This is a genomic window from Streptomyces sp. 378 (genome assembly GCF_030124145.1).
In the GTDB taxonomy this organism is placed as follows: Bacteria; Actinomycetota; Actinomycetes; order Streptomycetales; family Streptomycetaceae; genus Streptomyces.
On the sequence record NZ_JASKMS010000007.1, the window covers coordinates 290,021 to 313,228 of the forward strand.

The window sequence follows — 23,208 nt, forward strand, 5'->3', positions numbered from 1 at the left end:
CAACGAGTAAGCACTTAAGGAGACGGACCAGTGGCCGACAACGCGCGGGCTAAAAGGCTGGCGGACCTCATCCGAGAGGTGGTGGCCCAGAAGCTGCAGCGCGGGATCAAGGACCCGCGGCTCGGCTCGCACGTCACCATCACGGACACCCGGGTCACGGGTGACCTGCGGGAGGCGACCGTCTTCTACACGGTGTACGGGGACGACGAGGAGCGCGCGGCGGCCGCCGCCGGCCTGGAGAGTGCCAAGGGCGTCCTGCGCTCCGAGGTGGGCAGGGCCGCCGGGGTGAAGTTCACGCCGACCCTGGCCTTCGTCATGGACGCCCTGCCGGACAACGCCCGCACCATCGAGGACCTCCTCGACAAGGCGCGCCAGTCCGACGAGAAGGTGCGCGAGGCGTCCGCGGGCGCGAAGTACGCCGGCGAAGCCGACCCGTACCGCAAGCCCGAAGACGACGACGAGACGGACGACGCCGCCGAATGACCCAGAAGCACACCACGCCCGACGGCCTTGTCATCGTCGACAAGCCGTCGGGCTTCACTTCGCACGACGTCGTCGCCAAGATGCGCGGCATCGCCAGGACGCGACGCGTCGGGCACGCCGGCACGCTCGACCCGATGGCGACGGGCGTCCTCGTCCTCGGCGTCGAGAAGGCCACCAAGCTCCTCGGCCACCTCGCGCTGACCGAGAAGGAGTACCTGGGCACCATCCGGCTCGGGCAGAACACCCTCACCGACGACGCCGAGGGGGAGATCACCTCCTCCACCGACGCCTCCGGGATCACCCGCGACGCCGTCGACGTCGGCATCGCCAAGCTGACCGGCGCCATCATGCAGGTGCCGTCCAAGGTCAGCGCCATCAAGATCAACGGCGTGCGCTCCTACAAGCGGGCTCGCGAGGGCGAGGAGTTCGAGATCCCGGCCCGGCCCGTCACGGTCTCCTCCTTCGGCGTGTACGACGTCCGGGAAGCCGTCGCCGACGACGGCACGGCCGTACTCGACCTGGTCGTCTCGGTCGTCTGCTCCTCCGGCACCTACATCCGGGCCCTGGCCCGCGATCTGGGCGCCGACCTCGGCGTCGGCGGTCACCTCACCGCCCTGCGCCGCACCCGCGTCGGCCCCTACAAGCTGGACGCGGCCCGCACGCTCGACCAGCTCCAGCAGGAGCTGACCGTGATGCCCGTCGCCGAGGCCGCCACGGCCGCGTTCCCCCGCTGGGACGTCGACACCCGGCGGGCCAAGCTGCTCACCAACGGCGTACGGCTGGAGATGCCCGAGACATACGCGGGCGCCGGACCCGTCGCCGTCTTCGACCCGGAGGGCCGCTTCCTCGCGCTCGTCGAGGAGCAGCGGGGCAAGGCCAAGAGCCTGGCCGTCTTCGCCTGACGGGCGAACCGGGGGACCGGGAGCCGCCCGTGGAGCGGCGGCCACGGGGTACCTCCACTTCCGCCGCTCCACGGTCCCCCCCCCTCGGTTCCCCCACCCCTAGGGTGTATCCAGCCGTCCCGGTTCCTTCACCCGTCCGTGCGGGCGCTCGGAGTGAACCGGGGGAGCGGAAGGGGGCGCTTTCGCAGAGCGGCCTGTCCCGCTGATCATCCCGCCCCTACCGTCGAACACAAGGGCACGGGTGTACGGCGGGGAGGCTCGACGAATGGCGTCGCGGAACCGGTCCCGGGAGGCGGACGACAGCCCACAAGGCTCCCTGGTCCGCCCCGGAACAGCGGGGCACGAGGAGGGGGCGATCCCCGAGGACGCCCTCGTCCGTATCCACGATCCGGCCGGCCGCCCCCGCGGCACCGGCTTCCTGGCCGACCACCACGGCACGCTGATCACCAGCCACGAGGCCGTCGACGGGCTGCCCCGGCTCGTGCTGCACGGGGCCGGGGACCGCCGCCGGGTCGTGGCCGCCGACGCGGTCGTCCCGCTGCCCGCGCTGGACCTGGCCCTCGTGCGGACCGAGGGCCTCGGCGTGCCGCCCCTGCCCGTCACCGTGCGGGAGCGCCCCGGGACCGGCGCCTATGTGCGGATCGCCGCCGGCGGCTGGCGCGAGGCCCGGGTGCTGGGCCCGGCCGCCGTGACGTACACGGCCACGGACCGCTTCCACCGCCTCCACGCGCTGGAGCTGGCGGTCGGCACGGCGGGGCGGGACGCCCTGCGGCCGAGCGGCGGAGCGGCCGGCGGGCCCGTGCTCGACGCCGAGACGGGCGCCGTCGTCGCCGTCCTCGGCACCGCGCTCAGCTCCGACCACCGCGACGTCGGATTCGCCGTACCCCTGCACTCCCGGGTCCCCGGAGCGGGGGGCCCGCTCGCCGAACTGCTCGCCGACAACGCGGCGACGGTCCCCGCCTACGGGCCCGATCTCAACCTGGCCGGGGTGCTGGAGCTGACCGGCACTTCGGTGGGGCTGGACGGTCCGCCCGGCGGGACCGGTGTGCCGGACCCGGTCGAACGGGCGGGCATCGCGGCCGAGTTGGACGCCTTCACGGCGGGCCGGACAGTCGTCCTCGGTCTCGTCGGAGCACCCGGCAGCGGTCGTACGACGGAACTCGCGGCGTTCGCCGCGCGCCGTGGCCGCAGCGGGCAGCCCACGCTGTGGCTGCGCGGCTGCGAACTGCGGGACGACGACACATCGGTGGCGGACGCCGTACGCCGCGCGCTCACCCGGGCCGCTCCCGCCGTCGCCGCCGCCCGGAGGCTCCCGCCCCCTCTGCCCTCCCCGGCCGACCCGGGGGACACCACGCCCGAGCGCCTGGCCCGCCTCGCCGGTTCCCTCGGCCGGCCCCTGCTGCTCCTGCTGGACGGCCCCGAGGAGATGCCACCGGCGGTGGCTCGCCGCCTGGCCGACTGGGCGGACGCGACCGCGGGCTGGCTGCGGGAGACCGGGGCGCGGCTGGTGGTGGCGTGCCGCCCGGAGTACTGGGGGGAGATGCCGCAGCCGCTGCGTCGACCGTGCGTACGACTCGGCGACCTCACCGAGGACGAGGCCCGCGAGGCCCGGCTGCGGCACGGCATCGCCGAGGGCGCCCTCGTCGGCACCGGCGCCCGGCACCCCCTCACCCTCCGTCTGCTCGCCGAGATCCGGGACGAGCTCGGCGACGCCGCCGACCCTCCGGTCGTCCTCACGGCCCCCGTCGGCCGGGACGACGTCTTCTCCGCCTACCTCGACCTGATGGCCCTGCGCATCGCCCGGCGGCTGGCAGCCGGCCACGGCCTGCGCGGCGGTGCCGTACGCCGGCTGGCCGCCAAGGTGGCCGGACAGGTGCACGAGGCCGCCCGGCGCAGCCTCGGCCCCGGACCGGGGGACCTGGACCGGGAGGCGTTCGAGGCGGTGTTCCCGTGGGGGCCCGCCCCGGCGCGGCTCGGCGGCTGCCCCGGCTGGGCGTCGGCCGTACTCGCCGAGGGTCTGCTCGTGCCCGCCGGGCCCGGCTACCGCTTCGCGCACGAGGGGCTGGCCGACTGGCTCCAGGGCATGCACCTCGACCTCGACGAGGCCCTGCACGTCCTCGTCCACCGCGGTGCGGACGCTCAGCCGGACACGGTGCCGCACCATCGCATCGGGCCGGTCGTCCAGGCCCTGCTGTACCTCGCCCGTCACCGCGGCGCCGGTCAGCTGGCCTCCCGCCTGGCCGACCTGGTGCACGCCCTGGACGCCGATCCACGCTCCTGGTGGGCCGCCCGGCTGCTCGCCGGGACGCTTACGGCCCTGCCCGACGCGACGCCGTACACCGAGGTGCTGCGGCTGCTCGCCGATCGGATCGTGGCCTGGCGGCGACAGGAGCGGCCCGTGCCGCGGGAGCTCGGCCCCGCCTTCTGGACCGGCGTAGGGCTGCCCGAAGAGGCGCGCTGCGCCCTGCTGCGGCGGCTGGTGCACGCCGACGGGCCGCCCTGCCAGGCCGGGCCCCGTTTCCTGGACGCCGTCGCCGGACTCCTCGTCGCCGACCCCACCGCCGTGCAACCGCAGCTCGCCCGCTGGTTCGACGACGAGCAACCGCTGCCCGCCACCCCGCACGCGACCGTGGCCACCGCGGCACAGGCGCTGCTGTACACCCACCGCCACGGCGCCCTGGACGACCTGACGGACATGCTGGTCGACCGCGCGCACCGGCGGGCCGACGAACTGCTCGCCGTGCTGGCCGAGGAGGAGCCGTCGGCGGTGTGCCGGGCCGTCGACCGGTGGGCGCGCGACGAGCGGCAGGTGCGCAGGGGCGCCGCGGCGGCGCACGGACTGCGGGTCGCGCCGCACGTCAGCACGGGAGACGACCGCGCCCTCCTGCGCTACGCGGCCCTCACCCTGCTCGCCCGCCCCGCCGACCGCGCCCTGCACGGTGGCGCGCTCGCCCTCCTCGCCCAGGACCCCCACACCCGGGCGCGCTACCTCCCGAGGGCCCTGGAGTACTTCGCGGCGGGCGACCCGCGGTTCGCACCGGACGTGCTCGCCGGGGCTCTCCCGACCGACCCCGAGCCGGTCCTCGGGGCCTTCGCGGCCCGGCTGGAGCGGCCGGACGCGGAGGAGGCGCTGCGGGCCCTCGTCGACGCCACACCGCCCGGCCTGGCCCGGCGGATCGCCGCACTGGTATGCAGGGCGGCACGGCAGCGGCCGGAACTCGCCGGGCAGGTGGCCGCGTACGCGGACCAGCGACTGGACCGTGGCCCCGCCGCCCGGCCCGTGCTCCTGCCGCTGGTCACCGGCCTGCTGGAGGACGGCGACGTACGCCTGCGGTGCGCCCTCGCCGCCGTTCTGTCGCCGCCCGGCATCCCCGCCTCGCGTCCGCTGCGCCGCGAACTGCGCGAAGCCCTTCTGACCGGGGAGCACGACACCGACGTCCTCGACGCTCTGCTGCACGCCGCCGCCCGCAACGGCGGCGACGACCTGCGCGAGCTCGTCCACCGCATCGGACTGCTCCTCGTGCGCACTCCGGAGGGCGCCGCCTGCTTCGACCGCGCCCTGGTCGACCTGGGCCGGCACGTGCCCGGCTTCGCCGCCCGTGCGGCCGGCTGGCTGGCCGAGGCGCCCGAGCGGTGGGCGGCGCTGGTCGGGCCCAGCTCCCACCGGATGATCGAGAACCTGGCGGGCACCGGCGTCCCCGCGTGACCGGCCTCCCGCGCGCCGGGCCGCGGTACGGTGCCGTGCGCCCTGTCACAGCCCCCATGCCGATGCGGGCAGGAAGCACCCGGCATGGCACCCTTAGACCTGCGCACGAGGCAACCACGGACAACGACCGGACACGGGTTCGACGAGCTTTCGACAAGGAGCAGGCACAGTGCAGCGCTGGCGTGGCTTGGAGGACATCCCCCAGGACTGGGGGCGCAGCGTCGTCACCATCGGCTCCTACGACGGAGTCCACCGCGGACACCAGCTGATCATCCGGCATGCGGTGGACCGCGCCCGGGAACTGGGCGTGCCCGCCGTCGTCGTCACCTTCGACCCGCACCCCAGCGAGGTCGTCCGCCCCGGCAGCCACCCGCCGCTGCTCGCCCCGCACCACCGCCGCGCCGAACTCATGGCCGGTCTGGGCGTGGACGCGGTGCTCATCCTCCCCTTCACGACCGAGTTCTCGAAGCTGTCCCCGGCCGACTTCGTCGTCAAGGTCCTGGTCGACAAGCTGCACGCCAAGGCGGTCGTCGAGGGCCCCAACTTCCGCTTCGGCCACAAGGCCGCCGGGAACGTGGAGTTCCTGTCCACGCAGGGCAAGATCTACGACTTCGAGGTCGATGTCGTCGACCTGTTCGTGACCGGTGAGGCGGGCGGCGGCGAGCCGTTCTCCTCCACGCTGACGCGACGGCTGGTCGCCGAGGGCGACCTCCAGGGCGCGGCGGAGATCCTGGGACGTCCGCACCGGGTCGAGGGCGTCGTCGTCCGAGGCGCGCAGCGCGGGCGCGAACTGGGCTTCCCCACGGCCAATGTCGAGACCCTGCCGCACACGGCCGTCCCGGCCGACGGTGTGTACGCCGGCTGGCTGCACGCCCAGGGCGAAGTGATGCCGGCCGCGATCTCGGTGGGGACGAACCCGCAGTTCGAGGGGACCGAGCGCACGGTGGAGGCGTACGCCATCGACCGGGTGGGGCTCGATCTGTACGGGTTGCATGTCGCGGTCGACTTCCTGGCGTTCGTGCGGGGGCAGGCCAGGTTCGACACGCTGGACGCGCTTCTGGAGCAGATGGCCGAGGACGTCAAGCGCTGCCGGGAGCTGGTGGCGGCGGCCGAGCGGTCCGTCTAGCGATCCCCGGCAGACCCGCCCGCGCGCGCTGCGCTCACGCTTCGTCCGGGTGGAGGGCGTCGAGGACGAGGGTGAGGCCGAAGACGAACTCGTCGGCGTAGTCGTAGCCGGGCTTGAGGACGTGTTCGGTGGCCAGTTCGGTGAGGTGGGGGTAGGTGTCGGCGGGCATGTCGCGCAGGATGGCGCCCGCGACCTCGTCCAGCTCGGCCGCGCCTCGGAACGGCAGGCTCAGCTCCTGGAGCACGAACCCGTACAGGTAGCTGTCGATCAGTGAGACGGCGTGCGCGGCCATGGAGACGGAGAACCCTCCGGCGCGCAGCGTGCCGATGACGGCGTCGTGATGGCGCAGGGTCGCCGGGCCGGGCCGGGAACGGGAGTCCATCAGGCCGACGGCCCAGGGGTGGCGCCTGAGGACGGCGCGGGCGGACTCCGCGCGGTGGCGCAGGGCACTCTTCCAGTCCGTGTCGCGCGGGGGCAGGTCGATCTCGCCGAACACCGCGTCCACCATGCCGTCCAGGATGTCCTCCCGGCCCGCGACGTGGTGGTAGAGCGACATCGCCTCGACGCCCAGTGGTTCGGCGATGGCCCGCATGGTGAGGGCCGCCACCCCCTTCTCGTCCGCCACGGCCACGGCCGTGCGAACCACGCGCTCACGACTGAGCGGAGTGCGCCCCGAAGCCCCGCGCCGGCCCTTGTTTCCCTCGCGCATCCAGACCCCTCCCGCTCGCTTCCCCGTGCGCTCTCCTTGACCGCCTTACGGCATAAGGCTACCTTGCCTTACAACATAAGGTTGACATTCCGGCGAAGGGGCTGCGCCATGGGAACGGATCGCGTGAAGAAGGTCTGCGTCATCGGGGCTTCGGGGAAGCTCGGGCAGTACATGGTCGGGCACGCGCTGGAACGCGGCTACGAGGTGGTCGGGGTGTGCCGGGAACGCAGCGTGCCGAAGCTGGCCGCGTTCGAAGGCCGGATGACCGTCGTCCCCGGGCCCACTGACGACCCGGAGGTGATCCGGCGGGCGGTCGCCGGGTGCGACGGGGTGCTCACGGTGCTGGTGCCGTGGGGTGTGCGGCAGTACGCGTCGGGCACGGCGCAGGCGGTGCTCGACCACGCACAGCCGGGCGCGCGCCTGGTCTTCTCCTGCGGCTGGCACATCACACGCGACGGCAAGGACAGTTACTCACGGATGTTCACCCTGGGCGTCCGGATCGCCGCCGCGCTGGGCAAGCTCCTCCGCGCCGTCGAGATCGACGACCAGGTCGAGGCCTGCCGACGGGTGTTCGCCAGCGACACCCGGTGGACCGTGGTGCGCGGCAGCAGCCTGGAGGAGGGCGAAAGCCAGGGCCTGCCCGTGTGGAGCCGGCGTGTCGGCGACCCGGTACTGGCCAGCAACCGGACGCGCCGGGTGGACTTCGCGTTGTTCATGGTGGAAGCGCTCACGGACGACACGCTCGTCCGGGAAGCCCCGGCGATCGTCGGCTGCCGAACCCCCAGCGCCCTCGCCCACGCCGGGAAGCCCGTCGCCTAGCCGGCGACGCACCCGGGCACTGCGCTCGGCTTCGCTTCAGCGCGCCGCCCAGTGGCATGCGACCTGGGCCGTGCCGCCGCCGCCGAGGATCTCCGGATCCTGGCCGCGGCACGCGTCCGCGACACCCGCCCGTTCCGCCTCACCGCTCGCCAGCACCTGGCAGCGGGCATGGAAGCGGCACCCTGGCGGCACACGCGACGGGTCCGGGGGCTCCCCCGTGAGAACCACCGGGGCGCCGGGGGCCTCCGGGAGGACCGACAGCAGGGCCTGCGTGTAGGGGTGCCGAGGAGCCGTCAGCACCCGCTCCACCGGCCCCGTCTCCACGATCCGGCCCAGGTACATCACAGCGACCCGGTCGGCGATGTTCCACGCCAGGCCCAGATCGTGCGTGACGACCAGCGCGGACAGGCCCAGTTCGGCGCGCAGTCGCAGCAGCAGGGCGAGGATCTCACCGCGTACCGAGGCGTCCAGGGACGCCACCGGTTCGTCCGCGACGAGGAGTTCGGGTTCCAGGACGAGCGCGCCGGCGATGACGACACGCTGGCGCTGCCCGCCGGACAGTTCGTGCGGGTAGCGCAGGAAGAAGCGCTCCGGGGGACGCAGACCGGCCCGGGACAGGGCCTCGGCGACCGCTGTGCGCTCGTCGCCGCCGTAGCCGTGGATGCGCAGGCCCTCGGCGACCGCGTCGTACACCGTGTGGCGGGGGTTGAGGGAGCCGCTCGGGTCCTGCAGGACCAGCTGGACGCGTTTACGGTAGGCCTTGAGGGACCGGCCGGAGTAGTCCAGCGGGCGGCCGTCGAAGGTGACCCGGCCCGCCGTCGGCTCCACCAGTCCCAGCAGACTGCGGGCCAGGGTCGTCTTGCCGCAGCCGGACTCGCCGACCAGCGCGACGATCTCGCCGCGGCGGATGTCGAGGTCGACGCCGTCCACCGCGCGGGCCCGGGGGCCGCCGTGCCGGCCGGGGAAGGTGACGTGCAGGCCCTGGGCGCTCAGCAGCGGGGCCGTGGTGACCTCGGGGGCCGTGGGGGAGAGGGTCATGGCGTGCTGGGCCTCGCTTCCTCCAGGGCTTCCGGCTCCTCGGCCGCCCGCTCATCCCGGGCCGCGGGATCCGGGACAGCCTCCCGGGCCGCCGGATCCCGGACCGCCTCCCGGGACTCCGGTTCCGTCGCCGTCCGCGCCTCGACGGCCGCCGCGCCCGACGGGCCGACCAGCACGCACGCCGCCCGCCGCTCCTCTCCCGCCGCGCGCAGCGCCGGATCCTCCTCGGCGCAGGACTCCAGCGCCACCGGGCACCGGGGATGGAACGTGCAGCCGGACGGCAGCGCAGCCGGGTCCGGTGGGTCACCCGCCAGCCCCCGCGGCGCGAACCGGGACGCCGGGTCGCCGATGCGCGGGAACGCGGCGGAGAGCGCCTCGGCGTACGGGTGCCGGGCGTTCTCGTACACCTGGGCGGCCGGGCCCTCCTCGACCACCCGGCCCGCGTACATCACCGCGAGCCGGTCGCAGGTGTCGGCGAGGACCGCCAGGTCGTGGCTGATCATGACGAGGCCGAGGTCCTGGTCCGCGACCAGCTCCTCGATGAGCCGGAGGATCTGGGCCTGGATCATCACGTCCAGGGCGGTGGTCGGCTCGTCGGCGATGACCAGCCGGGGGGCGCAGGCCAGCGCCATGGCGATCATGACGCGCTGGCGCTGTCCGCCGGACAACTCGTGCGGGTAGGCGTCCGCGCGGGCCGCCGGCAGCCCCACCTGCTCCAGCAACTCGCCGGTCTTCCTCTTCGCCCCGGCGGCGGTGGCCTTCCTGTGCAGCAGAATCGGCTCGGCGATCTGGTCGCCGACGCGGTGCACGGCGTTCAGGGAGTGCATCGCGCCCTGGAAGACGATGGAGGCCCCGGCCCAGCGGACCGCCCGGACCCGGCCCCACTTCATGGTCAGCACGTCCTCGCCGTCGAGGAGCACCTCCCCGGTGATCCGGGCGCCCGCCGGCAGCAGCCGCAGCAGGGCCAGCGCCAGCGTGGACTTGCCGCAGCCGGACTCCCCGGCGAGGCCGAGCTTGTGGCCCGCCTCCAGGCGCAGGTCCACCCCGCGCACGGCGGCCACCCCGCCGGCGTACGTCACGGTCAGGTTCCTGACGTCGAGCAGACTCAACGCGACACCCCCAGCCTGGGGTTGAGGACGGACTCCACGGCTCGGCCGCACAGCGTGAACGCCAGCGCCACCACGGCGATGGCGAGGCCCGGCGGCACCAGGTACCACCAGTCCCCGGCACTGACCGCGCCCGCCTCCCGCGCGTCCTGGAGCAGCCCGCCCCACGACACGACCGTCGGGTCGCCCAGGCCGAGGAAGGCGAGGGTCGCCTCGGCGAGGATGGCCGAGGAGATGATCAACGTCGTCTGGGCCAGCACCAGCGGCATCACGTTGGGCAGGACGTGCCGGGACATGATGTGCCGGTGGCCGCCGCCGAGCGCCCTCGCCCGCTCGATGTACGGCCGGGTCTCCACGGCGAGGGTCTGGGCGCGCACCAGCCGGGCCGTGGTCGGCCAGGTCGTCACGCCGATCGCGACGACCGTCGTGGTCAGCGAGCGGGACATCACGGTCGCCAGGGCGATCGCCAGCACCAGCGTCGGCATGACCAGGAACCAGTCGGTGATCCGCATCATCACCGTCGCGTACCAGCCCTTGAAGTGCCCCGCCGTCACCCCGATCAGGGTGCCGATCGACACCGACAGCACGGCGGCGAGCAGCCCGACCAGCAGCGACACCCGCGAGCCCCAGATCACCAGGCACAGCAGGTCCCGCCCGAACTGGTCGGTGCCGAGGGGGAACTCGACGCTCGGGCTCTGCATCGGACGCCCCGGCGCGGTGGTCACGCTGCTCACGTCGGAGCCCAAGAACAGCGGTGCGAACAGCGCCAGCAGCGCGCACAGCGACAGCACGGTCAAGCCGTACAGCCCTGCCCGCTCGGAGCGGTACCGCCGCCAGAAGCGGGTGACGGACGCCCGTCGTCGCCGCCGGGCGAGGGCGCGCGGGCTCGGGGCCGTATCGGTCGTCGTCGTCATCGGGCCACCCGGGGGTCCAGCAGCGGATAGACCAGGTCGGCGAGGGTGTTCATCAGGATCACCGCGGCGGCGAACACGAAGAACAGGCCCTGGACGAGGGGCAGATCGGGCACACTCAGCGCCTGGTAGAACAGCCCGCCGAGACCGGGCCAGGAGAACACCGTCTCCACGAGGATCACGCCCGCCACCGTCCGGCCGAGGTTGATGAAGATCAGCGTCACGGTCGGCAGCAGCGCGTTCGGCACGGCGTGCCGGCGGCGCACGAGGTCGTCGCGCAACCCCTTGGCCCGTGCGGTCGTCAGATAGTCGCTGCCCATCTCGTCCAGCAGCGCCGACCGCGTGACCAGCAGCGTCTGCCCGTACTCCACGGCCACCAGCGTCACCACCGGCAGCACCAGATGGTGCGCCACGTCGAGGACGTACGCGAAGCCTTCCTCGCCGCCCGACTCCATGCCGCCGGTCGGGAACATGCCGGGCAGCGGGCCGATGCCCACCGACAGCACGATGATCAGCAGCAGTCCCAGCCAGAAGGACGGGATGGAGTACAGCGTCAGTGCGAGGCCCGTGTTGACGCGGTCGCCGAGTTTGCCGTGCCGCCAGGCCGACCGGGTGCCGAGGAGGATGCCCAGCGCCGTGTAGAGGACGAACGCGGTCCCGGTGAGCAGCAGGGTGTTCGGCAGCGCCTCGGTGATCTTGTCGACGACGGGGGCGCGGAACTGGTACGACGTGCCGAAGTCGCCCGTGAGGGCCTTGCCGCAGTAGTCGGTGAACTGCCGCCACAACGGCAGGTCGAGCCCGAACTCCTCCCGATAGGCGGCCAGCTGCTCCGCCGACACCTGACGGCCGCCGGTCATGGTCTTCACCGGATCGCCGGGGATCAGCCGGAAGAGGAAGAAGCTGGTCACGAGCACGGCCAGCAGCGACACGGCGGCACCGGCCACCTTGCCCGCCAGGTACCGCGGGTACGCGGAGCCCTTGCGTACCCGCGGCCCTGCGGCCGTCTGCTGCTTGTCCTCGACCAGCGCGGGGGTCGCGTCACCGGTCATGAGTAGCCGCTCGCCGCCCTACTCGCGTTCCTCGGCGGTGGCCCGCCGCCGCATCGCCGCGAGGACACCGAGCCCGGCCAGGACCACGACACCCGCGGTGATGCCGACCACGACCCCGGTGGACGACGCGGTGTCGGAGGAACCGCCGGAGTCCGCGGGGACCGCCGACCACCAGCTCCAGTAGCCGTCCTGGCCGTAGATGTTGCCCGCCTTCGCCGGCATGGTCGTGATCGACTTGATCTGGTCCGTCCGGAAGGCCTCGACCGCGTTCGGATACGCCATGACGTTCATGTACCCGAGGTCGTACAGCCGCGACTCCATCTGCTTGACGATGTCCGCCCGTTTGGCGGGGTCGTACTCGGCGAGCTGCCGGGCGTAGAGCTCGTCGTACTTCTTGTCGCAGATGAAGTTGTCCGTCGCGCCCGTGTCCTTCGGGGTCGCCGGGAGCGCGCCGCAGGTGTGGATGGACAGCACGAAGTCCGGATCGGGGTTGACCGACCAGCCGTCGAACGCCAGGTCGTACCTGCCGGCCAGCCAGGGGTCCGTCACGTTGTCCAGGCAGTTGAGCCGGACGCCGATGCCGAGCTCGCCCCACCACTCCTGGAGGTACTTGCCGACCGCCTTGTCGTTGGGGTCGGTGGCGTGGCACAGCACGCGGTAGGTGATCGGCTTGCCGTCCTTGCCGACGCGCTTGCCGTCGCCGTTCTTCTTGTACCCCGCCCGGTCGAGCAGCCGGGCGGCCTCGGCCGGGTCGTACGCCAGCTTCTGGCTCGCGGAGGGCTTCCAGAAGTAGTCCTGGAAACGCGGCGGGATGTAGCCCTCGCCCTCGACGGCGTGGCCCCGGAACACCTTGTCGATGATGGCCCCTCGGTCGACGGCCCGGAACAGGGCGTTGCGCACCCGCTGGTCCAGCAGGGACGGGTGGCCGTCGCCGAACTTCTCGCCGTTCTTCGCCTTCGCACCCGGGTTGGTGGCCAGGGCGTAGAAGCGGCGGCCGGGGGCGTCGTTGACCTGGATGTCGTCCGCGCCCTTCAACGACTCCGCCTGAGCGGGCGTCAGGGACGGGGACCCGGCGACGAAGGACACCTCGCCCTTGCGCAGCGCCGACACGGCCGCGTCCTGGTCCTTGTAGTAGCGGAAGACCAGCTCGTCGAACTTCGGCGCCCCGCGCCAGAAGCCCTTGTTGGCCTTGAGCCGGACATAGCTGTCGGCCTTGTATCCGCTCAGCACGAACGGCCCGTTCCCCACCACGGGGAAGCTCTTGTCGTTGTTGAACTGGGAGAAGTCCGAGACCTTCTCCCACACGTGCTTCGGCACGATCGGCACGTCCAGCGCGGCCATCGTGGCCTGCGGCTTCTTCAGCTCGATGACCAGTTCGGTGGGGCTCGGGGCGCTCACCTTGCGGAAGTTCCCGACGTAGCTGCCGTTCGCCGTGGCCGCGCCGGTGTCGGTCATCATCTTGGTGAACGTCCAGGCCGCGTCCTCGGCGGTGGCCTGCTGCCCGTCCGACCACTTGGAGTTGTCGCGGATCGTGTAGGTCCAGGTCAGCTTGTCCGCCGAGGGCTCCCACTTGGTGGCCAGGCCCGGGATGGCGTGGTTGTCCTTGGGGTCGTAGTTGGTCAGGTACTCGTACATGAGCCGGTGGATGCTCGTGCTGAGCAGCCGGACCGCGAGGAACGGGCTGAGCGAGTCCACGCTCTGCGCCACCGCGACGGTCAGCACCTTCTTGCCGTCGTCGGCCGCCCGGGCCCGCTGGGGCGCCGGGTCGAGGGGGGTCGCGAGGCCGGCGGTGAGGGTGAGCGCGGCCGCCCCGGCCAGGGCGACGAGCCGGAGGCCGTGCGGGAGGCTGCGTTTCTGATCGTTCGTGCCCATGGTCGGACCTCGCGTCATCGCTCGGACGGGAAGGACGGGTTGATCAGGTGTCAGATGCGTGCTGTGTGTGTACCAGCGGCCGTCTCCACCCGTCAACGGCGTGTTCACCCCTTGTGGCCTGCGGAAATAACGAATTGGCGAGCTTTTCGCACCCATTGGTCGAGACCACTGACGCGCCCCTGGCCAGGGCGTGGCAACGGAATTCACCCCTGAACGCGCCAAGGCCCGCGCCGAGTCGGAACGGCGCGGGCCGGGCGGGGATCGGCCCCTCGAAAGGGGCCGATCGGGTGAGGCGATTACTGCGTCGGAGGCGGGGGCGGCGGCGTCTGCCCGTCGGGCTGGGCCGGGTGGCCGGGCTGCGGGTAGCCGTAGCCCGGCTGCGGGGGAGCGGCCGGGGGCTGACCGGGCTGGGGATACGGCTGCCCGGGGTGGGCCGCCGGCTGCCCGGGCTGCGGACCCGGCTGCCCTGGCTGCCCTGGCTGCCCCGGCTGTCCCGGTTGGCCAGGCTGCGGGTAGGGCGGCTGGCCGGGCTGCGGGTACGGCTGACCGGGCTGGGCCGGGGGCTGACCCTGCTGCGGATAGGGCTGGCCGGGCTGCGGATACGGCTGGCCGGGCTGCGGGTATGGCTGACCGGGCTGGGCCGGGGGCTGACCCTGCTGCGGATAGGGCTGGCCCGGCTGGGCATACGGCTGACCGGGCTGCGGCTGCTGCGGGTACGGGCCCGGCTGGCCGGGGACCTGCTGACCGGGTGCCGGGTGCTGGGGCCCGGGGTACGGAGGCTGCTGGCCCGGCTGGGCGTAGGGCTGGCCGGGCATGGCATGGCCGGGCAGCGGCGGGGCCGCGACCGGCGGCGGGTTGCCGTCGGAGGTCCACAGGCCGTGCGACTGCTGATGCCGGACGAAGTCCTCGGCGACCATCGCCGCGAGGTTGAAGTACGCCTCCCGCACCTTGGGCCGCATCATGTCGAGGTCGACCTCGGCACCGGCGGCGAGGTGCTCGTCGAACGGCACCACGATGACGCCGCGGCAACGCGTCTCGAAGTGCGTCACGATGTCCTCGACCTTGATCATCTTGCCGGTCTCGCGCACTCCGGAGATGACGGTGATGGACCGCGAGACGAGGTCGGCGTACCCGTGCGCGGACAGCCAGTCCAGGGTGGTGCTGGCACTGCTCGCACCGTCCACGGACGGCGTCGAGATGATGATGAGCTGGTCGGCCAGGTCGAGCACACCGCGCATGGCACTGTAGAGCAGACCGGTACCGGAGTCGGTGAGGATCACCGGGTACTGCTTGCCCAGCACGTCGATCGCGCGCCGGTAGTCCTCGTCGTTGAAGGTCGTGGACACGGCCGGGTCGACGTCGTTGGCGATGATCTCCAGACCCGAGGAGGCCTGCGAGGTGAACCGCCGGATGTCCATGTACGAGTTGAGGTACGGGATCGCCTGGACGAGATCACGGATGGTGGCCCCGGTCTCCCGCCGCACCCGGCGCCCGAGGGTGCCCGCGTCCGGGTTGGCGTCGATCGCGAGGATCTTGTCCTGCCGCTCGGTGGCCAGCGTGGAGCCGAGCGCGGTGGTCGTGGTCGTCTTGCCGACGCCGCCCTTGAGGCTGATCACGGCGATCCGGTAGCAGGACAGCACCGGCGTGCGGATCAGGTCCAGCTTCCGCTGCCGCTCGGCCTCCTCCTTCTTCCCGCCGATCTTGAATCGACCACCACCGGCCACCGGACGGCTGCTCTTCGCCTTCTGCTTCTTGCTGTTGAGCAGCCGGTCGGACGACAGCTCCACGGCGGCGGTGTAGCCGAGCGGCGCGGCCCCGGGGTTGGTGGGCTGCCGCTGGTCGTGTCGCATCGGCTGCGGCCAGGCGGCACCGGTACGGGGGTCCACGGGCTGCTGGGACTGTCCGGGGTACGGCTGCCCGGGCTGACCCGGATGGGCCGGCTGCCCCGGCTGCTGCTCATGCTGCCCGGCATGCGGAGGCTGGGCCCCGGGCTGCGGCTGGGCCTGGGGCTGCTGGCCGGGCGGCTGGGGGAAGCCGTAACCGCCCTGGGCGTGGGGCGTGCCCGGCTGCGGGAAGCCGTAGCCGTCCTGCGGGGTCGGCGTCGGTCCGGCGGGCTGCTGGGCCGGGGGCTGCTGCTGTGCTGCCGGGGCCGGGACGCTCTGTTCCGGGAAGCCGTAGCCGCCCTGCGGGGGAGGCAGGGGCGGGCCGTCCGGCTGCTGGGCCGGTGCCGGGGGCTGTGCCGCCTGTGCAGGGGCGCCGGGGTGGGGGAAGCCGTAGCCGCCCTGGGCGTTCGGCGCGGCCGGGGGCTGGGCTCCCGGGTGCGGGAAGCCGTAAGCGGGCTGCGGTGCGGGCTGGGCGGGCGGCTGGTTCCACGCGGCAGGCGCGGGCTGCGGCGCCTGCGGCTGGAAGGGCGGCTGCTGAGCCGGTACCGGCGGCTCCGGCGGCACCGGCTGCTGCTGCCCCTGCGCCGCCATCGGCTGCGCGGGCACGCTCGGGGCCGCGGGCTGGGCCTGCGGCTGTTGCTGCGGCTGTGCGGGCCAGTGGCTCGCGGGCGCCGGGGCGGCCGGCTGGTACGACGGCGGCAGCGGCGGCACGCCCTGCGGGGCCGGGGGAGCCCAGGCCGGCTGGGCGTCGCCCGTCCCCGGTCCGGCGGCATCCTCGTGAACGCTGTCCTGGGGAACGCTGTCGACGGGCTCGGCATCCGAGGGCTGGGCGTCGGAGGGCACCGCGTCGGCGGGCTCGGCGCTCACAGGCTCGGCGTCCGCGAGAGGAGCGCCGGAAGCCTGCGAGTCGACAGGCTCCGCAGTAGCCGCGCCCGCGTCCTCGCTCTCCTGGGGCTGGGGCTGGGGCCGGGGCTGGTGCTCGGCTTCGGCCGGTACGGCGTCCAGGGGCTCGTCTGCCTTCGGCCGAGCGTCCTCAGGGTCGGCCTCCTCGGACCCGGTGCCCTCCGCCCCGGTGTCGTCGGGCGCGGAGTCCTGGACATCGGCTTCTTCGGACGGGGTGTCCTCGGACGCTGCGACCTGCGGCTCGGGGAGACCGGATGCCACGTCCTCGGCTTCCGACCGCGTGCTGGCCGACTCGGACTCCTCGGCCGGCGGCACGTCGGCGAACGCGTCCGCGTCCAGCGCGTACTCCGAGACCGTGTCGGAGGTGTCGTCCTCCGCCTCATCGGTACGGGTACCGCTGTCGGCCCCGTCGGCGTCCTTGCTCTCGGTGTCACCGTCGCCAACTACGCCCGGCACCTCGGGGGCGTCGGCCGTGGAAACCGCCTGCGCCGCTGCACGCTCCTCGATGTCCCGCTGCAGGGCCACGGCGGAGAAGCGCATGGTCGCGCCACTCTCGAGGTCACCGGCGCCCGGCTCCTCGGCGTCGTCGGCGACCGGATCAGCCGAAACGTCGGGCGCGGTCGGGGCCTCAGGGGCGGCAGGAGGAGTGGCAGGGGGAGTCGCCGGAGCTTCGGGAGCGTCCGGGGCCTGCGGCGTCCACTGCGCCTGGTACCCGCTCACGGGGATGTTCGGCACGGCCGTGGGAGAGGCCGGGCTCCCCGCCGGTGCCTCGGTCTGCCCCTGGGGCTGAGCCCCCGGCTGCGGTCCCTGCGGCTCGAAACCGCTGCCCATCGGAAGCCTGGGCACGGCGGAGGAACTCTGGGAAGAGGGCGCGGGCGCCGTCGGTGGCGTGAAGGGCGCACCGGGCGCGGGCGCGGGAGGCGTGAACGGAGCGCCCGGAGCGGGTGCCGGCGCGGGAGGAGTGAAGGGCGCCCCGGGTGACGGAGCCGGGGCGGAGGCCTGCCCCGGCAGGGACGTCGGAAGGGACGAAGGACCACCGGAAGGGTTGGCATGCGGCGGCGGAGTGAGCCCCGGCAGCGGCGGCACCGGCCCCGGCGGCATTCCGGAACCACCGGGCGCCCCGGCCGCCCCTGGACCCCCCGATCCTCCGGTGGGACCGGAAGCCCCATGCGACCCGGTACCTCCGGGCACGCCGGAAGCTCCCGGCGCCCCCGAACCCGAGGGCGCCCCCGAAGCGCTGGAGTCCTCGGACGCCGCCCCCGCCCCCTGCCCCGCACTCGAGCTCCCCGAGGCGTTCTGCGTGTACCAGGCGGGCGGCGCGTAGTCGATGGTGAACTCGCCCGTCACCTCTGCCGCGGACTCCGCGTCGGGCTGGTCATCGCCGGGTGTCGCCCAGCCCCCGCGGATCCCGTCCCGATCGCTGCTCACAGTGTTCCTCCTGGTGTGGTCGAGCACCCTCATAGCGTGCTGGGCGACCCTTGCTTGTCGTCCGACGTCGTGCGTAGTCGCTTGAGGCGAATCGAGGTCGTCCGAGGTCGTCCGCTCCACAGGCTCCCCCGCCTTCCCCCTGGGACGCCGACGCCTGCCACGGTTCCGACGGCGCGCCCCGTCCCAGCCTAATCACCACAAGCCCCGCCCCGGCAGGCCCGTCCACCCCCGAGCAGCCGTCCGTCGCGTCACAACCTGCCCAGAAGGTGCCCGGAAGTGACGTATACGGCACGCACTTTGGTGAACAAACCGGTCGATACATGTGAAGAATCGCGAACCGCCTTGCGGCGCCACCGTCTTGGGGCCACGAGGAAGCATCAGCCTTGAGGCGCGCGAGACATACGGAGCAAGAGACATGGGAAGCGCAAGACACACGAAGCGCAAGACACACGAAGCACAAGACATACGAAGAGGGGCGGCCGTTCACCGGCTCACCCCTCGTCGTCCACCGCGCCGCTCACCGACCGGCTTCGGGCCCCCCGCCGCGCGCCCCCGGCTCAAGATCGAATTCGCCGTCCCGCGCCCCCAGCACGAACGCCCGCCACTCCGCCTCCGTGTAGCGCAGCACCGTCTCCGGGTCGAGTGACGAGCGCATCGCCACGGCCCCCTCGGGCAGGTAGGCGATCTCGACCCGCTCCTCGTGGCCCTCGGTTCCCGGCGCGCCGTGCCACTCGACACCGGAGATGTCGAGGGCGTAGAGCTCGTCCCGCTCCCGCTCCTTGCGTGCCTTGATCTCCTCAGCCGTCTCCGCCATGCCGCAGCGACCCCTTCCCGACGTACGAACGGTCCGAATCCGCTCACCCTAGTGGCCCCCTCCCCTCCGGCCGGGAGGTTCGAAGGACCAGGGCAAAGAGGGCCCCGACCGCCTGATACTCTGGACGACGGCCGTTTGTGTACGCACCCCCGGAGCTCACCGCTCTGGAGGCCGCGCCCAGCGGATCCCCGCCTTCCGAGTCATGGAAGCTCCCCCGAGACACAGACCGGGGGCACTCGGTGGCCATCACAGACTACGAGGAGTACGCGTGCCGCTCGACGCCGCTACGAAGAAGCAGATCATCACCGAGTTCGGCCAGAAGGAGGGCGACACCGGCTCCCCCGAGGTCCAGGTCGCCATGCTCTCGCGCCGCATCTCGGACCTGACCGAGCACCTCAAGACCCACAAGCACGACCACCACTCCCGCCGTGGCCTGCTGATCCTGGTGGGCCAGCGTCGCCGTCTTCTCCAGTACCTGGCGAAGAAGGACATCCAGCGCTTCCGTGCGCTGGTCGACCGCCTCGGCATCCGTCGCGGTGCGGCGGGCGCCAAGTAAGACGCCGTGAGGGGAGCGGTTCCCGAAGGAAAGGGGACCGCTCCCTTTGCTGTACGTGCGGAGTGTCACCACTGCTTTGTAGTGTGGTAGCACAACGCAGGACGAAAGACACAGCACGACAAGAAGAGGAGAGGCGCACCTAGCCGCCGCCGGTCCTCGGTAGTGGCCCCCGGGGGAAGCGAGCCCGGGTGCTTCGATCGAAGACCGGCCCGCACAGCCCGGAGCGCTTCTTCGCAACCGTCTCCCCGCCACACGGGCCGGGAGACGAGGACGAGGAGAAAGCACTAGTGGAGAACGAGACCCACTACGCCGAGGCCGTCATCGACAATGGCGCCTTCGGCACCCGCACCATCCGCTTCGAGACGGGCCGCCTGGCCAAGCAGGCCGCCGGCTCCGCCGTGGCGTACCTGGACGACGACACCATGGTGCTGTCGGCCACCACCGCTTCCAAGAACCCCAAGGACCAGCTCGACTTCTTCCCCCTCACGGTGGACGTCGAGGAGCGGATGTACGCCGCCGGCAAGATCCCCGGCAGCTTCTTCCGCCGCGAGGGCCGCCCCTCCGAGGACGCGATCCTCACCTGCCGCCTGATCGACCGCCCGCTGCGCCCCTCCTTCAAGAAGGGTCTGCGCAACGAGATCCAGGTCGTCGCCACGATCATGGCGCTCAACCCCGACCACCTGTACGACGTCGTGGCGATCAACGCCGCGTCCGCGTCCACGCAGCTGGCCGGCCTGCCCTTCTCCGGCCCGATCGGCGGCGTCCGCGTCGCGCTGATCAACGGCCAGTGGGTGGCCTTCCCGACGCACACCGAGCTCGAGGACGCCGTCTTCGACATGGTCGTCGCGGGCCGCACCCTGGAGGACGGCGACGTCGCGATCATGATGGTCGAGGCCGAGGCCACCGAGAAGACCATCCAGCTGGTCCAGGGCGGTGCCGAGGCGCCGACCGAAGAGGTCGTCGCCGCCGGTCTGGACGCCGCGAAGCCCTTCATCAAGGTGCTCTGCAAGGCCCAGGCCGACCTCGCCGCGAAGGCCGCCAAGCCCACCGGCGAGTTCCCGATCTTCCTCGACTACCAGGACGACGTCCTGGAGGCGCTCACCGCGGCCGTCAAGCCCGAGCTCGCCCAGGCGCTCACCATCGCCGGCAAGCAGGAGCGCGAGGCCGAGCTGGACCGCGTCAAGGGTCTGGCCGCCGAGAAGCTCCTCCCGGAGTTCGAGGGCCGCGAGAAGGAGATCTCCGCCGCGTACCGCTCGCTCACCAAGCAGCTGGTCCGTGAGCGCGTGATCAGGGAGAAGAAGCGCATCGACGGCCGCGGCGTGACGGACATCCGTACGCTCGCCGCCGAGGTCGAGGCCATCCCGCGCGTGCACGGCTCCGCGGTGTTCGAGCGTGGCGAGACCCAGATCCTGGGCGTCACCACCCTCAACATGCTCCGCATGGAGCAGCAGCTGGACACCCTCTCCCCGGTGACCCGCAAGCGCTACATGCACAACTACAACTTCCCGCCGTACTCCACCGGCGAGACCGGCCGCGTCGGCTCCCCGAAGCGCCGCGAGATCGGCCACGGCGCCCTCGCCGAGCGCGCCCTGGTGCCGGTCCTGCCGACGCGCGAGGAGTTCCCCTACGCGATCCGCCAGGTCTCCGAGGCGCTGAGCTCCAACGGCTCGACGTCCATGGGCTCGGTCTGCGCCTCCACCATGTCGCTGCTGAACGCCGGTGTGCCGCTGAAGGCCCCCGTCGCCGGTATCGCCATGGGTCTGATCTCCCAGGAGATCGAGGGCGAGACGCACTACGTCACCCTCACCGACATCCTCGGTGCGGAGGACGCCTTCGGCGACATGGACTTCAAGGTCGCCGGCACCAAGGAGTTCGTGACCGCCCTCCAGCTCGACACCAAGCTGGACGGCATCCCCGCCTCCGTCCTGGCCGCCGCTCTCAAGCAGGCCCGTGACGCCCGCCTCCACATCCTCGACGTGATGATGGAAGCGATCGACACGCCGGACGAGATGTCCCCGAACGCCCCGCGGATCATCACCGTCAAGATCCCCGTGGACAAGATCGGCGAGGTCATCGGCCCCAAGGGCAAGATGATCAACCAGATCCAGGAGGACACCGGCGCCGACATCACGATCGAGGACGACGGCACGATCTACATCGGCGCGGTCGACGGACCGTCCGCCGAGGCCGCCCGCACCACGATCAACGGCATCGCCAACCCGACCATGCCGGAGGTCGGCGAGCGCTACCTGGGCACGGTCGTGAAGACGACCACCTTCGGCGCGTTCGTGTCGCTGCTGCCGGGCAAGGACGGACTGCTGCACATCTCGCAGATCCGCAAGCTCGCCGGCGGCAAGCGCGTGGAGAACGTCGAGGACGTCCTCGGCGTGGGCGCCAAGGTCCAGGTCGAGATCGCCGAGATCGACTCCCGCGGCAAGCTCTCCCTGATCCCCGTGATCGAGGGCGAGGACGCCTCTGACGAGAAGAAGGACGACGCCGACCAGTGACGTCCCGTGACTTCCAGGCGACGGCCCGCACCTCCTCGGAGGCGCGGGCCGTCGCCCGTACCCAAACCCTCGTCAAGGGCGAGAACGGCATCGGCACGGTCCGCAAGACCACCCTCCCGGGCGGACTGCGCATCGTCACCGAAACCCTGCCCTCGGTCCGCTCCGCGACCTTCGGCATCTGGGCCCACGTCGGATCCCGCGACGAGACCCCGGCCCTGAACGGCGCCACCCACTACCTGGAGCACCTGCTCTTCAAGGGCACGAACCGCAGGTCCGCCCTGGACATCTCCTCCGCCATCGACGCGGTCGGCGGCGAGATGAACGCCTTCACGGCGAAGGAGTACACGTGCTACTACGCGCGCGTGCTCGACGCCGACCTGCCGCTCGCCATCGACGTCGTCTGCGACATGCTGACGGGCTCCCTCATCCTCGAAGAGGACGTGAACGTCGAGCGGGGCGCGATCCTCGAAGAGATCGCCATGACCGAGGACGACCCGGGCGACTGCGTGCACGACCTGTTCGCGCACACGATGTTCGGCGACAACCCCCTCGGCCGCCCGGTCCTCGGCACGGTCGACACGGTCAACGCCCTCACCGCCGACCGCATCCGCCGCTTCTACAAGAAGCACTACGACCCGACCCACCTGGTCGTCGCCTGCGCGGGCAACATCGACCACAACAAGGTCGTACGGCAGGTCCGTGCCGCCTTCGAGAAGGCCGGTGCCCTCAAGGACCTCGCCGCCGACCCCGTCGCCCCGCGCGGCGGCAGGCGTGACCTGCGCACCGCGGGCCGCGTCGAGCTGGTCGACCGCAAGACCGAGCAGGCACATGTCGTGCTCGGCATGCCGGGTTTGTCCCGCACGGACGAGCGGCGCTGGGCCCTGGGCGTGCTGAACACCGCCCTCGGCGGTGGCATGTCCTCCCGGCTCTTCCAGGAGGTCCGCGAGAAGCGCGGCCTGGCCTACAGCGTGTACTCGTACACCTCCGGCTTCGCCGACTGCGGTCTGTTCGGCGTGTACGCCGGCTGCCGTCCGTCCCAGGTGCACGACGTGCTGAAGATCTGCCGCGACGAACTCGACCATGTCGCCGAGCACGGCCTGTCCGACGACGAGATAGGGCGTGCGATCGGCCAGCTTCAGGGCTCCACGGTCCTCGGCCTGGAGGACACCGGCGCGCTGATGAACCGTATCGGCAAGAGCGAGCTGTGCTGGGGCGAGCAGATGTCCGTCGACGACATGCTGTCCCGGATAACGTCGGTCACCCCCGACGACGTCCGCGAGGTGGCCCGCGAGATCCTGGGACGGCGGCCCTCCCTGTCGGTCATCGGTCCGCTGAAGGACAAACAGGCGACCCGCCTGAACGACGCCGTCGCCTGACCATCCACCTGGTGAAGGAA

At 72.4% G+C, this 23,208-nt stretch carries 16 protein-coding genes and 1 pseudogene; 8 read left to right on the forward strand and 9 right to left on the reverse strand.

From position 1 onward, the window contains the following. The first annotated feature begins 30 nt into the window (after positions 1–30). From rbfA to QNO09_RS13295, 4 genes are all read left to right on the forward strand, one after another. Positions 31–483 (forward strand): 30S ribosome-binding factor RbfA, encoded by a 453-nt coding sequence (gene rbfA / locus QNO09_RS13280; protein WP_283970334.1) that lies wholly within the window; start codon positions 31–33, stop codon positions 481–483. After that, on the forward strand, positions 480–1,385 hold the full coding sequence (gene truB / locus QNO09_RS13285; protein WP_283970335.1) for a tRNA pseudouridine(55) synthase TruB: 906 nt from the start codon (positions 480–482) through the stop codon (positions 1,383–1,385). Before rbfA ends, truB begins: the two co-directional genes overlap by 4 nt. Positions 1,386–1,650: 265 nt before the next feature. Then, positions 1,651–5,091, forward strand: a complete 3,441-nt coding sequence (locus tag QNO09_RS13290; protein ID WP_283970336.1) for a trypsin-like peptidase domain-containing protein — start codon at positions 1,651–1,653, stop codon at positions 5,089–5,091. A gap of 169 nt (positions 5,092–5,260) precedes the next feature. Beyond that, positions 5,261–6,217 (forward strand): bifunctional riboflavin kinase/FAD synthetase, encoded by a 957-nt coding sequence (locus tag QNO09_RS13295; RefSeq protein ID WP_283970337.1) that lies wholly within the window; start codon positions 5,261–5,263, stop codon positions 6,215–6,217. A gap of 34 nt (positions 6,218–6,251) precedes the next feature. Here QNO09_RS13295 and QNO09_RS13300 read toward each other — a convergent pair whose 3' ends face one another. Then, on the reverse strand, positions 6,252–6,926 hold the full coding sequence (locus QNO09_RS13300) for a TetR/AcrR family transcriptional regulator (protein ID WP_283970338.1): 675 nt from the start codon (positions 6,924–6,926) through the stop codon (positions 6,252–6,254). A gap of 108 nt (positions 6,927–7,034) precedes the next feature. On the opposite strand from QNO09_RS13300, the gene QNO09_RS13305 reads away from it, so the two are divergent. After that, positions 7,035–7,745 (forward strand): NAD(P)-dependent oxidoreductase, encoded by a 711-nt coding sequence (locus QNO09_RS13305; RefSeq protein WP_283970339.1) that lies wholly within the window; start codon positions 7,035–7,037, stop codon positions 7,743–7,745. 36 nt (positions 7,746–7,781) lie between these two features. Here the strand turns inward: QNO09_RS13305 and QNO09_RS13310 are convergent, their stop codons facing one another. From QNO09_RS13310 to QNO09_RS13340, 8 genes and pseudogenes are all read right to left on the reverse strand, one after another. Continuing rightward, the gene (locus QNO09_RS13310) at positions 7,782–8,783 is read right to left on the reverse strand and encodes an oligopeptide/dipeptide ABC transporter ATP-binding protein (RefSeq protein ID WP_283970340.1); all 1,002 of its coding nucleotides are present in this window, start codon (positions 8,781–8,783) and stop codon (positions 7,782–7,784) included. After that, the gene (locus QNO09_RS13315; protein WP_283970341.1) at positions 8,780–9,892 is read right to left on the reverse strand and encodes an ABC transporter ATP-binding protein; all 1,113 of its coding nucleotides are present in this window, start codon (positions 9,890–9,892) and stop codon (positions 8,780–8,782) included. The genes QNO09_RS13310 and QNO09_RS13315 overlap by 4 nt, the downstream gene beginning before the upstream one ends. Then, on the reverse strand, positions 9,889–10,803 hold the full coding sequence (locus QNO09_RS13320; RefSeq protein WP_283970342.1) for an ABC transporter permease: 915 nt from the start codon (positions 10,801–10,803) through the stop codon (positions 9,889–9,891). Before QNO09_RS13320 ends, QNO09_RS13315 begins: the two co-directional genes overlap by 4 nt. Then, positions 10,800–11,849 carry an ABC transporter permease gene (locus QNO09_RS13325; protein WP_283970343.1) on the reverse strand — a complete coding sequence of 350 codons (1,050 nt, stop codon included), beginning with the start codon at positions 11,847–11,849 and terminating at the stop codon, positions 10,800–10,802. Before QNO09_RS13325 ends, QNO09_RS13320 begins: the two co-directional genes overlap by 4 nt. An 18-nt stretch (positions 11,850–11,867) precedes the next feature. After that, positions 11,868–13,721, reverse strand: a complete 1,854-nt coding sequence (locus tag QNO09_RS13330) for an ABC transporter substrate-binding protein (RefSeq protein ID WP_283970344.1) — start codon at positions 13,719–13,721, stop codon at positions 11,868–11,870. A gap of 296 nt (positions 13,722–14,017) precedes the next feature. Then, a complete protein-coding gene (locus QNO09_RS13335; protein ID WP_502962291.1) occupies positions 14,018–17,047 on the reverse strand; it encodes a MinD/ParA family ATP-binding protein in 3,030 nt (1,009 codons plus the stop codon). A gap of 759 nt (positions 17,048–17,806) precedes the next feature. Then, positions 17,807–17,968: pseudogene (locus QNO09_RS39930) on the reverse strand (SCO5717 family growth-regulating ATPase); the annotation flags it as partial. A gap of 484 nt (positions 17,969–18,452) precedes the next feature. Then, positions 18,453–18,749: a DUF397 domain-containing protein gene (locus QNO09_RS13340; protein WP_283970346.1), complete on the reverse strand. Its 297-nt coding sequence runs from the start codon at positions 18,747–18,749 to the stop codon at positions 18,453–18,455. Between the two features lie 268 nt (positions 18,750–19,017). On the opposite strand from QNO09_RS13340, the gene rpsO reads away from it, so the two are divergent. The 3 genes from rpsO (at position 19,018) to QNO09_RS13355 (ending at position 23,188) form a co-directional block, all read left to right on the forward strand. Continuing rightward, positions 19,018–19,305, forward strand: coding sequence for a 30S ribosomal protein S15 (rpsO, locus tag QNO09_RS13345; RefSeq protein ID WP_003993372.1), 288 nt, complete (start codon positions 19,018–19,020; stop codon positions 19,303–19,305). Between the two features lie 287 nt (positions 19,306–19,592). After that, entirely contained in the window at positions 19,593–21,812 is a 2,220-nt protein-coding gene (locus QNO09_RS13350) for a polyribonucleotide nucleotidyltransferase (RefSeq protein ID WP_283970347.1), read from the forward strand. After that, entirely contained in the window at positions 21,809–23,188 is a 1,380-nt protein-coding gene (locus tag QNO09_RS13355) for a M16 family metallopeptidase (protein ID WP_283970348.1), read from the forward strand. The genes QNO09_RS13350 and QNO09_RS13355 overlap by 4 nt, the downstream gene beginning before the upstream one ends. Positions 23,189–23,208: the final 20 nt, after the last annotated feature.